Annotated in this window: 13 protein-coding genes; 11 read left to right on the top strand and 2 right to left on the bottom strand. The window is 33.6% G+C overall.

What is annotated here, in order from left to right; genetic code table 11:
• The 9 genes from ACU68Y_RS03935 (at window position 1) to radA (ending at window position 8,029) form a co-directional block, all read left to right on the top strand.
• Window positions 1-459: a Csac_0668 family 2Fe-2S cluster-binding (seleno)protein gene (locus ACU68Y_RS03935; protein WP_035109274.1), complete on the top strand. Its 459-nt coding sequence runs from the start codon at window positions 1-3 to the stop codon at window positions 457-459.
• 89 nt (window positions 460-548) lie between these two features.
• Window positions 549-1,445 (top strand): type I restriction endonuclease subunit R, EcoR124 family, encoded by an 897-nt coding sequence (locus ACU68Y_RS03930; RefSeq protein ID WP_446755354.1) that lies wholly within the window; start codon window positions 549-551, stop codon window positions 1,443-1,445.
• Between the two features lie 35 nt (window positions 1,446-1,480).
• Window positions 1,481-1,846 carry a hypothetical protein gene (locus ACU68Y_RS03925; RefSeq protein WP_446755353.1) on the top strand — a complete coding sequence of 122 codons (366 nt, stop codon included), beginning with the start codon at window positions 1,481-1,483 and terminating at the stop codon, window positions 1,844-1,846.
• A 14-nt stretch (window positions 1,847-1,860) separates the two neighbouring features.
• Window positions 1,861-2,004 (top strand): hypothetical protein, encoded by a 144-nt coding sequence (locus tag ACU68Y_RS03920; protein ID WP_446755352.1) that lies wholly within the window; start codon window positions 1,861-1,863, stop codon window positions 2,002-2,004.
• A gap of 185 nt (window positions 2,005-2,189) precedes the next feature.
• Window positions 2,190-2,651, top strand: coding sequence for a CtsR family transcriptional regulator (locus ACU68Y_RS03915; protein WP_002840604.1), 462 nt, complete (start codon window positions 2,190-2,192; stop codon window positions 2,649-2,651).
• A 10-nt stretch (window positions 2,652-2,661) separates the two neighbouring features.
• Window positions 2,662-3,261 carry a hypothetical protein gene (locus ACU68Y_RS03910; RefSeq protein ID WP_446755351.1) on the top strand — a complete coding sequence of 200 codons (600 nt, stop codon included), beginning with the start codon at window positions 2,662-2,664 and terminating at the stop codon, window positions 3,259-3,261.
• Window positions 3,254-4,249 (top strand): ATP--guanido phosphotransferase, encoded by a 996-nt coding sequence (locus ACU68Y_RS03905; protein WP_446755350.1) that lies wholly within the window; start codon window positions 3,254-3,256, stop codon window positions 4,247-4,249. Before ACU68Y_RS03910 ends, ACU68Y_RS03905 begins: the two co-directional genes overlap by 8 nt.
• Window positions 4,246-6,666 (top strand): ATP-dependent Clp protease ATP-binding subunit, encoded by a 2,421-nt coding sequence (locus ACU68Y_RS03900; protein WP_446755349.1) that lies wholly within the window; start codon window positions 4,246-4,248, stop codon window positions 6,664-6,666. The genes ACU68Y_RS03905 and ACU68Y_RS03900 overlap by 4 nt, the downstream gene beginning before the upstream one ends.
• A gap of 1 nt (window position 6,667) precedes the next feature.
• Window positions 6,668-8,029: a DNA repair protein RadA gene (gene radA / locus ACU68Y_RS03895; RefSeq protein WP_446755348.1), complete on the top strand. Its 1,362-nt coding sequence runs from the start codon at window positions 6,668-6,670 to the stop codon at window positions 8,027-8,029.
• Window positions 8,030-8,057: 28 nt separating this feature from the next.
• On the opposite strand, the gene ACU68Y_RS03890 is transcribed toward radA, so the two are convergent.
• Complete coding sequence (locus ACU68Y_RS03890) at window positions 8,058-8,363, bottom strand: hypothetical protein (protein WP_446755347.1); 306 nt, start codon at window positions 8,361-8,363, stop codon at window positions 8,058-8,060.
• 103 nt (window positions 8,364-8,466) lie between these two features.
• Window positions 8,467-10,152, bottom strand: coding sequence for a M3 family oligoendopeptidase (locus ACU68Y_RS03885; RefSeq protein WP_094202510.1), 1,686 nt, complete (start codon window positions 10,150-10,152; stop codon window positions 8,467-8,469).
• 213 nt (window positions 10,153-10,365) lie between these two features.
• Here ACU68Y_RS03885 and ACU68Y_RS03880 point away from each other — a divergent pair, with 213 nt between their 5' ends.
• Both ACU68Y_RS03880 and ACU68Y_RS03875 read left to right on the top strand, forming a co-directional pair.
• Window positions 10,366-12,159 carry an oleate hydratase gene (locus ACU68Y_RS03880; RefSeq protein ID WP_002840509.1) on the top strand — a complete coding sequence of 598 codons (1,794 nt, stop codon included), beginning with the start codon at window positions 10,366-10,368 and terminating at the stop codon, window positions 12,157-12,159.
• A gap of 84 nt (window positions 12,160-12,243) precedes the next feature.
• Complete coding sequence (locus tag ACU68Y_RS03875; protein WP_446755345.1) at window positions 12,244-13,080, top strand: ADP-ribosylglycohydrolase family protein; 837 nt, start codon at window positions 12,244-12,246, stop codon at window positions 13,078-13,080.
• Window positions 13,081-13,171: the final 91 nt, after the last annotated feature.

The raw sequence follows: 13,171 nt of genomic DNA, 5'->3' as shown, positions 1-13,171 counted from the left end.
ATACAAAAAACCACTGGTACAGTGAAAGAAAAAGAAAATTGCCCCAAATGTTACGAAATAGGAGAAAAGGTTAAGAATATAACTGTAAAGCATATGGTATCAGAAAACCTTAGGGGAAAGGTTGTAGATGAAGAAACTTACTATTTATGTATGAATGAAGATTGTGATGTCGTGTATTATAACTTAAACAATGAAAGAGTTTTTTATAAGGAAGAAGTAAAAGTTCCTATATGGTTTAAAAAGAATGCAAATCCCAAATATATATGCTATTGCAACCAAGTTACAGAGCAACAAATTATAAATGCTGTTTTAGATGATGGTGCAAAGAATATTAAAGATATTATTAGACTTACAGGGGCAATGAAAAATGGAAAGTGCGAAATTAAGAATCCTTTGGGTAAATGCTGTGGTCCTCTTATTCAAGAAACCATCAATAAAGCATTAAATAGCAAAGAATAGTTTGTGACACATAATTTATAAAGTACGTCACAACAGTAATAAAATTAAAAATAATAAAAAACTATAGAATTAAAACTTTTGGAAATATTGTGTGTTTCAGAGATTTGGAAAAGGCTACTGAAGATGCTATTAAAACATTTGGCGATGAAAATAGCGTGAATATTATTCTTGAAAAAAGCTACGAAGAATACATGGAAGGTTTTACAGATGAAGAGACAGGGAAAGTAACCAGAGGATACAAGGATATTTGTAATGAAATAGTAGAAAAGTTTCCTGATCCAACAGAGATTTTCTTGGAAGCAGACAAGAAAGAATTCGTGCAGCTTTTTGGTGAATTGTTGAAATCGGAAAATATTTTGAAAAACTTTGATGAGTTTGAAAATTTCGACAAAATTATTTCCGACAGATTAATGCAAGATATGAAGAGCGTGTATGTCGATATTAGAGAAAATATCGTGAATTCAAGACGTTCAGGAGATTCTGAAGAACAACAGGTTGATTTCTCTGATGTAGAATTTCAAATTGATTTGTTGAAGACTGATGAGATTAATTTGGATTATATTTTGGCTTTGATTTTGGAAAAATCCAAGGAACATGAGGATGTTGAAAACTTGAAGGCAGAAGTTCGTAGAGTTATAAGATCCAGTTTGGGAACGAGAGCTAAGGAAGATTTGGTGATGGATTTTATCAACAAGACAAGATTATCAGAATTGAAAGATAATGATGATATATTGGAAACTTTCTATTCATTCGCAAGAAAAGAAAAAGAAAAGAAGGTAGAAACTCTAATTGAAGAAGAAAAATTAAAAGAAGGAGCATATCATTTTATCAACAAATCAATTGCGAAAGGTTTTGTTGATTACGCCGGTACTGTATTGGATAAAATTTTGCCACCAACATCTCGTAGGCATGGTGCAAGGGAAAAGAAAAAACAAATTGTTCTCGAAAAAATAGAAAAAATTGTAGAAGTTTTTGTAGGAATATAAATCTCGTAAAGGAGCTAACAAAAATGAGTGGTCAAATGAAAAAGAGTATAGATGCGAAGAAAATATTTTACGGAATTACAATATTTTCAGTGTTGTTATTTGTTGTTGGAATTATAATTACTGTGACAAATAATCCGTTGAATGGTGGTGTAGCCAATGTGTTGAACAATGAATTTTTTAATCACATTACGATGTTTGTTCCTTTTTCGATGTGGGCTTGGTTAATTATTTTTGCTATTTTCTTTGTAAAAAAGAATTGGGTGGTTGTAACTACTTGTATTATTTTGGCAATTCCGCATTTATTTTTAATTGCGGTACTGGTTATCGATTCACACAGTCTGGTGGAAATTCTAAAATGGTATGTTATGATTTTAAGTTTCGGGAGTATTGTTCTTAAATAGAAAGGGCAATCCAGATGAAAAAAATATGTTTGAATTTTGGAATGAAAAAACCAGATGAGGTTAATAGAATTAAAGAATTATACGAAAAAGTAGCAGAAGAATTATATTTCATGATAAAGGATAATTTTATTATAGAAATATCAGAATTGGATATTTGATTTTAAAAAAATTAAATTATAATTTTAAATTATTGAGGGAAGCTTCATAGCTTTCCTTTTTCTTTTGAAAATATTAGAAATGTTGTAGGATTTTGTTGTTGAAGTGAAAGGTCAAAGATGGTATAATTTAAGAAAGATAAATTTTTTTGTTCAATTAGTCAGAGAAAGTCAAAAGAGGTGATAGTATGGCAGGGCTTAGTAACAGCATTGAAGCTTTTTTGAAGGAATTGTTGAGTAACACTGACGATGATTTCATTGAAATAGGCAGAAATGATCTTGCCAATCAATTTAATTGCGCTCCATCGCAAATTAATTACGTTCTGACTACTAGATTTACTCCTTACAAGGGTTATTATATTGAAAGTAGACGCGGTGGAAGTGGATATGTTAAAATAATAAAATTAACAATTAAAGACAGTAATCCGATTAAGGAAATTGTCGAAAATGTTATTGGAGATAGAATTACGAAGGATAAGTCGAACAATATTATTAATATGCTTTTGGATGAGGATTTGATAACCGAAAGGGAAGCTTTGGTTATGGTTCACGCTTTGGAGGATAATACTTTGTCGAAGGTGGATTTTAATGACAGGAATATTCTGAGGGCTGATTTGTTGAAGAATATGTTGTTGGCTTTTATGAGATAGAGGTGATTATATGAATTGCGATAATTGTGGCAAACCGGCTTTTATTCAAGTGAAGATCGTGGGACCTTTTGGTGCTCGTGATGTGAATTTGTGTCATGATTGCTATGAAGAATATATGAATAATTTGAAGAATGAGATTATTTCGAATTCAGATTTCAAGTTTGATTCTGATGAACAATTGAATGATAACAAGGAGCTTTTTGAAGAAATCGCAAAACAAATTTCTGATGTGGTGGAACATTTGCCATTTGAAAAGGTACAACAATCTTCAAATAAAAGAGACGAGGATAAAAGTGTGTGTCCAGTGTGCAATATGCCTTTTGATGAATTGAAGAATTATTCGTCGATTGGTTGCAAATATTGTTACGATCATTTCAGAGATTTCATCATGGATAAGAGAAATTCGAAAAGCTATCCAAAATATTATAGGGGCAAATTCCCTAAGAATTTTGAAAAGGCAAAGGAAATTTTGGAGAAGTTGGATAATTTATCAGATGAGCTTTTCATTGCAATGGATAAAGAGGAATTTGAAAAGTGTCACGATATTCAGATGAAGATTGACGATTTGGAATTGAAATTACAAGAGTATAGGGAAAAATGTTATGAATAATTCAAGTGTTGTAATGAAATCTGATGTGTCGTTGAGAAGGAATTTGTCGGACTATAATTTTATGTTGGTTATAGATACGGATTCTTGTGACGATATGAAATCAGATATTAAAAAAGAATTGAATAATTTGGGATATTTGAAGGAGTCTAGCGTTTATTCTTTTAAGGATACTAAAAGCACAAACAGGGATTATCTGAGAAAACAAGGATACATTTCCAGTGCTTATTATGAGGATGTTTCTCCTGAAGTTATTATAAATAGCGATGAAAAATGCGTGTTTACTTTGGCAGACAATGACCACATTTGTATTACTGCTTACGATTTTGGGAAAAATTTGAGAGATATTTACGAAAAATGTTTGAATATCGAAGAAAAATTGAATGACAAATTGAATTTTGCTTTCGATATTGATTTTGGATATTTGTCAGATGATTTCTACGATTCAGGTTGTATGATGTATGTAAGCGTGTGTATGAATTTGAAGGCTTTGGAGTATTTCAAAAAGATTGACGATATTCAAGATGTTGCAAGATACAGAGGATATATGTTTGAGAGAGCTTTTAATTCCAATACGAAAAGTTCGATTTATAGGTTGACTACTAATGGTCATTTGACAGATCCTGAATATATTATTAATGATATGACGTTGTTGATTGATTCGATTTCCAGAAAGGAAATGGAAAACAGACGCATTTTATTCGAAAATAATCCTGAGTTTAAGGATGACCTTTTGAGGAGCGTGTCGATGCTCAAATATTCAAGGGTTTTGGATGAAATTGAGGGTATGAACAGAATTGGAGATTTACTGATAGCTATCGATTTTGGTATTGTCGATGGGTTTAATGTAGATGAAATTCTTGACTTGTACGATAAGACAAATAAGTTGAAGCTTGAAAAATTTCGCGAAAACAATAATTTGAATCAAAACATTGGAGTTTTGAGAAGTGAAATTATCAAGGATACTTTGGAAAGACAGGTGAAAAATTGAGAAAATCAGATATTTATAATTTGAGAACTGAAGCTGTGTATGAGGCGATTAGTTTGAAGCATGCTGATCTTGGAGTGGAGCATGTTTTACTTGCGATGTTCAAGTTTGACTTCAAGGCGTCTCAATATTTGAAAAAACACGGTGGAAATTATGAAAAAATTAGAAATTTAATTATAGATGAGTTGGGTTATGGAGATAGCGATGAGACTAACCAAAGAATTAGCCCGAAACTTGAGGAGATAATCACTCAAGCTGTACAATTGTCCAACACTTATGGCGAAAGGGCGATTACTCCGGAACATATTATGGCGGCTTTATGCTTGGATAGTTCGAACTACGCTAATCATTTGATGAAGAGAACAGGCGTAGATATTATGAAATTGACAGCAGAACTTCGTAAATATTTCTTCATGAAGATGAAGAGAGAACGAGGAGATGTGAACGATAATTCAGCTAATTCTTCCAAGCCAAATGAGATTGAAAAGTACACTAAGAATTTGAATGAAATGGCGAAAGAAGGAAAGATTGATCCATGTATCGGTCGCGAGGAAGAAATCGAAAGAATTATTCAAGTACTTCTTAGACGTAAGAAAAACAATCCTGTGTTGATTGGAAATCCTGGTGTCGGCAAGACTGCTATTGTAGAAGGCTTGGCTGTCAAGATTGTCAAGGGCGAAGTGAATGATATTTTCAAGGACAAGGAGATTTTGTCATTGGATTTGGCGGCGTTGTTGGCAGGGACGAAATACAGAGGAGATTTTGAAGAAAGAATCAAAAAAGTTATCGATACTTTGTCAAATTCCGAAAACAAAATTTTGTTTATAGATGAACTTCATTCTTTGATGGGCGCAGGTGGTGCAGAGGGTGCGCTGGATGCATCAAATATTTTGAAACCATCATTGGCGAGAGGCGATTTGCAAATAATCGGAGCTACGACTATCAATGAATACAGAAAAACTATCGAAAAGGACCAAGCTTTTGAGAGAAGACTTCAAACTATCATGGTAGATGAGCCTTCTGTTTCGGATTCTATACAAGTTATTGAAGGATTGAAGGACAAATACGAATCACATCACCACGTTCTAATCAGTGATGAAGCAATAAAAGCGAGTGTTGAATTGTCCCACAGATATTTGAACGACAGATATTTGCCAGATAAGGCGATAGATTTGATAGATGAAGCTCAATCGATGGTTAGAGTGAAAAACTTCACTGGTGGCAAAAATTATACGAAAATTCTGGAAGAATTAGAAGAAGAAAAGCAAGAAGCTATTCAAAATTCTGACTTTTTGCTTGCAGCAGAAAAAAGAGATGCCATCAAGGAAGTAGAAGCAGAAATGGAAGAAGAAGACCAAGACGAAAACAAATTGGAAATTGGATTCGATGAAATAGCGAATATCGTGTCACGCTGGGCGAAGGTTCCAGTGTCTAAGCTAACAGAATCAGAATCACAAAAATATTTGTTCTTGGCTGATAATTTGAAAAAAGTTGTCATCGGTCAAGACAAGGCTATCGATTCAATTTCTAATGCAATTAAAAGAGCGCGTGTCGGACTCAAAAATCCTAATAAGCCAATTGGATCGTTTGTATTTGTCGGACCAACTGGTGTCGGTAAAACATACTTGGCGAAGAAACTTGCCAAGGAATTGTTCAACGATGAAAATGCGATGATTAGAATCGACATGACAGAATATATGGAAAAACATTCAGTTTCCAAATTGATAGGATCACCTCCGGGATATGTTGGCCATGATGATGGCGGACAATTAACTGGTATGGTACGTACGAAACCATATTCTGTAATATTGTTTGACGAAATCGAAAAGGCTCATCCAGATGTTTTCAACACGCTTCTACAAGTTTTGGATGACGGTAGACTTACAGATTCTAAAGGACGTGTGGTTAATTTCAAGGATACTGTAATCATAATGACATCAAACATTGGGGCAAGTGAACTTGAAAGCAAAAATGTAATTGGTTTTAATACAGCAGAAGATGTTGAGGTTGATGAATACAACAGAAACAAAGAAACTATCAACAATGCAATGAAGTCGATGTTCAAGCCAGAATTTATGAACAGATTAGACGATGTGATCGTGTTTAGCAATTTGAACAAGGAAAATGTAAAAGAAATTGCAAGACTTATGATGGATGAATTGGTCGACAGAATGGCGAAGAATGATTTGATAATTTCGTATGACGAAAAAATCTTGGATTATCTTGTGGACAAGGGATACGACAAGAAATTTGGAGCAAGACCTCTTGAAAGACTTATCAGGACAGATATTGAAAACGAACTTGCAGACAAGATTTTGAACGGAGATATCGACAAAAACAGAAAAACGACAATAACTGTGGTGAACGACAAGGTTAGCTTCAGAAGATATGTAAGACGCAAAAAGACTGTGAAACAATAATATGAAAAAGAAAACAAAATACGTGTGCAAAAATTGTGGCTACGAGCAAGCCATGTGGATAGGAAAATGCCCCAGTTGTAACAGCTGGGGTTCTATGCAAGAACAAGAAATCGTAGATGAAAAATCAAATACTACAACGACAAGCTCAAGCAAATCTTCAAAAGCGGTTAAATTGGTAGATGTAAAGATAGATTCGTCGGAAAGAATTCAATCGTCGATTACTGAATTGAACAGAGTTTTTGGTGGAGGACTTGTCAGAGATTCCGTGTCAATTTTAACTGCAAGACCAGGTGCAGGGAAATCGACTTTGTTGTTGGAACTTGCAAATGATTTGGCCTCTAAAAATATAAAAGTTCTCTACATTTCTGGAGAAGAATCCACATCTCAAATCAAACAAAGAGCGATGAGAACTATGGAGAAAATCCCGGAAAATATTTGGTTGATTTCAACAACTAGCATGGACAATGCGTTGGATTCAATCGACAAAATAAAACCGGATGTGATTTTCTTGGATAGTATTCAAACATTCCAGCTTCGTGAATACACTTCACGCCCAGGCTCTCCTGTGCAAACTGTAGAGTGTGCAAATAAAATCGTAGAAATCTGCAAAAATCCCGAAAAGCCAACTCTAGCGATTATGGTTGGTCACATGACAAAATCAGACGAAATGGCGGGGCTTAGAACGCTTGAACATTTGGTGGATACTGTGCTTTATTTGGAAGGTGAAAGTGACGATCCTTTGAGATTGTTGACAACGACGAAAAATAGATTCGGTCGAACTGGTGAGATTGGATTGTTTAATATGCAAGAAGATGGAATAAAAGAAATCACCGATGCATCAGATTATTTCGTCACGAAAAGGAAAAAAGATGTAAATGGTGCAGCACTTTCTGTAATAAAAGAAGGATCGCGAATTTTGGTTGTCGAGGTTGAGGCATTGGTGTCCAAATCATTCACTCCGTATCCTCAAAGAATAGGGGACAGTCTTCGTAAAGACCAATTAAACACTTTGATTTCTATCTTGGAAGAACGCGCTGGTATGAATATGTACGACAAAAATGTCATCATAAAAACTACTGGAGGAATCAAAATTCAAGAACAGTCTGTGAATTTGTCCATAATAATGGCGATTGCATCATCACTTATGAACAAACCAATTCCATCAGATGTCGTATTCATCGGAGAAGTTGGATTAACTGGAGAAATCAAAAGAGTCCCACAAATAGAAACCAGATTAAAAGAAATCGAAAGATTGGGATACAAAAAAGTTTATATCTCACAAAACACGAAACTAACACAAAAATACGATCTCGAAATCAAACAATTTGATAGCATAAGATCGGTAATATCAGATATATTTTAAAAGGCACTCAAAAATTGAGCGCCTTTTTCTAATTCTTTCCTAATAGTAATTTATTGTTATCAATGTAGGTTTTTATTGCAGACAAATCATTTTTCTCATACAAATCCAACAGATATTGTCTGTGAATTTTGGATTCTTCCTTACCATCTTTGTAAATTGGATAATCTTCGTTTTCTTTCATGGATTGCATAGCTTTTTTCAAATCTTCATCAGAACTTATGCCGTATCTTTCAGAATACGGATTGTAACTATTAATAGTTTTACTCTTACACATCGTGAATGAGAACATCATTACAGTACATAAAAAAATTACAAGTAATTTGTTACGTTTCATAAAAGCCTCCAAACTGTTTATTTAATTTAATTATAAAACGTTTTCTAAAAAAAAAAACAACTCTTATATACAAAAAAAGAGTGGACTATGTCCACTCTCAAAATTATAATTCTTTTTCTATTTCGTCTAATATTTCCAATAATTGTGGAAGGATTTCTTCAAGAACTCCATCGTTCATTGGGTTTTTGATATTACCAGATTTCATTATTCCGAAGAATGATTGGCTTCCACCAACTTTACAGATTTCAAGGTAATCTTTGAATGCTTCTTCGCGGTTCTTTCTTGATTTCAATAAGAATTGGAATGCACAAACTTGAGCCAATGTGTAATCAATGTAATAGAATGGGTTGTTGAAGATGTGACCTTGTCTGTACCACCAAGTACCTTTTTCCAAGAATTCATCATCATAATCCAAGTTTGGACGATACATTAATTCTATTTCGTGATATTTTGCTTTTCTTTCTTCAGCTGTTGCATCTGGATTTTCGTATACGAAGTGTTGGAAATGGTCGATAGTTACTCCGTAAGGAATGAAACTAATAGCTCCGTCTAAATGAGAGAATTTGAATTTGTTAGTTTCTTCTTCGAAGAACAATTCCATCCAAGGCCATGTCAAAAATTCCATACTCATTGAGTGGATTTCACATGCTTCAAATGTTGGCCAGATGTATTCGAAAATTCTTCCGTCCATTGAAGTGTATGCTTGGAATGCGTGACCTGCTTCGTGAGTCATTACTTCGACATCGTGAGTAGTTCCGTTGAAGTTTGCGAAGATGAATGGAGATTCATAATCTTCAATTGTAGTACAATATCCTCCGCCTTCTTTACCTTTTTTGCTTTCCAAATCGAACAATTCTCTTTCATACATAAAATCGAAGAATTTTTTAGTTTCTGGTGACAATTCTGAGTACATTTTCTTAGCGTTATCTACCAAAAAGTCTTTTCCTCCGTGAGGTTTTGCGTTACCATCTGTGAACATTACGTTGTTATCGTAAGCTTTCATATCTTCAATGCCAATTCTCTTAGATTGTTTCTTTCTCAATTCAAGATAAACTGGTGTTACGTATTTTTTGACAAATTCTCTGTATTTTGCAACATCGTTCTTGTCATAATCAGTTCTCATCAATGATTTGTATTGGTATTCAATGTATGAATCAAATCCCAAAGCTTTAGCCATATCTGTTCTTACATGGACCATTTCATCGTAAATATCGTCGATTTCTTTTTCGTGTTCTGCGAAAAATTCTGAGATTTTTCTTGTAGCAGCTTTTCTTTCATCACGATCTTTTGATTGTGTGTAAGGAGCCATTTGTGACAATGTCAATGTTTTATTGTCAAATTCGATTTGAGCAGATGCAATTAATTTGTTGTATTTAGTAGTTAATTGGTTTTCTTTTTGTTTGAATGGAACTGCTTTTTCGTTGAAAATCAATTGGCAGCTAATCAAATCAAACAAATGTTGACCAAAATGTTTAACCAATTCGTCTTTGAATTTGGAATTATTAATAGCTTCGTACATTTTAGTGTCAAGCACTGAATAATGTGGCATGTATTCATCCAAGAAATCTTGTTCTTCCTTGTAGAATTCGTCGTTTGTATCGATTGTGTGACGAATGTATGCAAGGTTAGAATTAGTGCTTAATGTTTTCTTGTATTTGTCCATTTCTTCCATGATTTTTATTTGTTCATCAGAAGTTGTGGAATCGTTAAATCTTTTAATTAAATCTTCGACCCTTTTTTTGTCTTCTTCAAAATTTGGTCTAGTGTATTTGTATTCTGTAAATTTCATTTTTTCACCTCTAAAATTATTTTATCATATTTTTATACTATGTAAATGTTTTTATCGTTGATAAATATTTCTAAGAAAAAAAATAAAAAAACATAAGGAATAGTGTTATGCAATATAAAAAAGTGGGTATATAAAAAATGTAAAAGATTTGAACTTATGATTCCACCAGCTTAAAATTTTCTTACAAAGAAAAAGAAAAGGAGATGTTATTTAATGAATAATAGTTATGATGAAAGAGTCAAATTTGTTAATGGAAATTATCACTCTTTAGTTCACGCAAGAAAGCCAAAAGGCATAGATGATAAGAAAGCCTACATTATAGGTACTGGTATTGCTGCATTGGCTGCGGGTGGATTTTTAGTAAAAGATGCTCACATGAAAGGCGAAAATATTACTTTTATTGAACAATTAGAATTGCCTGGTGGAAGTTTGGATGGAGAATTTAAGGCTGAACACAGAGGATATGTTGCCAGAGGCGGTAGAGAAATGGGTCACCATTTTGAAACTTTGTGGGACTTGTACAGTGCGATTCCATCATCTGAAAATCCAGAGGAATCAATACTAGATCATTTCTTCTACACTAACTTAGACGATCCAAATTTCAGTAAATGTCGTATAACTCATGAAAATGGTAAAAGATATGATGAAGAAAAATTTAACTTATCAGACAAAGCTTTGAAGGAAATTGCACAGCTTACAATTACAAAAGATGAAAACTTACAAAACAAACAAATTGATGAAGTTTTCTCAGAAGAAACTTTGAATAGTGATTTCTGGATTTTGTGGAGATCAATGTTTGCTTTCCAAAACTGGAATAGTGCTTTGGAAATGAAATTGTATTTGAACAGATTTATCCACCATGTTGGAGGACTTCCTACACTTTCAGCTCTTCAATTTACTCAATACGACCAATACGAATCTATCGTTAAACCGATAGTTAAATGGTTAGAAGAAAAAGGTGTTAAATTTGAATACGGAATCACTGTAAAGGATATTGATTTTGATATAACTGCTGATAAGAAAGTAGCTACAAAATTGGTGATGGAATCTAACAAAGGCGAAGACAAATCAATTGATTTAACTGAAAATGATTTGGTGTTTATAACTAATGGCTCAATGACTGAATCATCAAGCTACGGTGACGATGAGACTGCAGCAACTTTGAGTGCTGATCTTGGCGGAAGCTGGGATTTATGGAAGAATATAGCATTAAAATCAGATGAATTCGGCAAACCTGACAAATTCTGTAAAAATGTTGAAAGAACTAACTGGGAATCTTGTACAGTAACTGTTCATGGTGGTAAAGTTATCGACTATATCGAAAATATTACTAAGAGAAATCCTTACACAGGAAAAGTAGTTACAGGTGGTATCGTAACTGTTAAGGATTCAAATTGGTTGATGAGTTGGACAATTAACAGACAACCACAATATGTTGGCCAACCAAAAGAAGATATTTGCGTTTGGGTTTACGGATTATTTACTGACAAAGACGGAAATTATATCAAAAAACCTATGAGAGATTGTACAGGAAAAGAAATCACAAAAGAATGGTTGTATCATATCGGTGTTCCTGAAGCAGAAATCGATCAATTATCACAAGATTGTTCAGCAATTCCTGTAATGATGCCATATATTACAAGTCATTTTGAACCTCGTGAATTTGGCGACAGACCTTACGTTGTTCCTAAAGGAGCTGTGAACTTTGCATTCCTTGGACAATTTGCAGAAACACTTGACAAACCTGGCAGAGATACTGTATTTACTACAGAATATTCTGGAAGAACAGCAATGGAAGCTGTATATGCATTGTGTCATGTTGAAAAGGGAATTCCAGAAGTTTACGCTTCAAGATACGATTTGAGATATTTATTAAATGCTGTTAGTGCACTTAATGATTACGAAAAACCTGACCTACCAATTCCAAAATTGTTAGCTCATAGTATTGGAAAGAAAATAGAAGACACTGATATCGAATTAATGTTAAAAGAAAATAATTTGATTTAGATTTGTTAATATCCCTGGAATTTATTTTCTGGGGATATTTTTTTGTTTTAATTTGTAATAAAATATACAAAAGGAGATGAAAAAATGAACTCTGATTACAAAGATAGAATCAAAGGAGCGCTGTATGCATTTGCGATAGGCGATAGCATGGGTGCTACAACTGAATTTATGACAGAAGAGGAAATCCATAAAAAATACGACAAGATTACAAATATTGTCGGAGGTGGATGGCTTGATTTGAATCCAGGAGAATGCACTGATGATACTGATATGAGTATTTGTGTTATGAATTCTTTGATGAAAAATGACCGTGATAATTTTGAGAAAAACACCATGAAATTATTTGTCGATTGGTACAATACGCATCCTAGAGATATTGGCAATCAATGTAGACGTGCCATAGAACACTACATTCAATACGAAATATTTATCGAAGAAGATGATGCAGCGCTTGGAAACGGAAGCTTGATGAGGGCACTTCCATGTGCATTATTAGATAACGAAAACTCAGAAGAACTGAACATAAAACAAGGAAAACTTACTCATAATAACGATATGTGTGCTGAAATTATACGAGAATACACACAAATTATCAGAGATAATATCAATGGAAAAAACCACAAGCTAAAAGATACGCAATTGCTAAAACCATCAGGATATATCGTGAACACTTTTAATAATGCGATTCATTGGGCAAAGGAAAATTCCGTTGAAGATTGTATTATAAATGCTGTAAATCACGGGGGAGATTCTGACACGATAGCTGCAATTGCAGGAAGTATCAGCGGCTCAATTCATGGATATTCTACAATTCCTAAAAGATGGATTGAAAAGTTAGACGAAAATGTAAAAGAGCAAATCGAAAAATTTGTAGAGTATTTGTGCGACGGAAATGTGAATGATGATCGAAATAAAATATAAATTAGTTGAATGTATTTATTTGAGACTGTGAAATAGTTTTTGTATGAGAAATCCTCCTGATAAGACAATAATCAGGAGGATTTTAATATGT

This window comes from Finegoldia sp. P1-F-LS (genome assembly GCF_052932205.1).
Note: the sequence above shows the minus strand (reverse complement) of the source record. Positions and strands in the feature narration are given on the sequence as shown.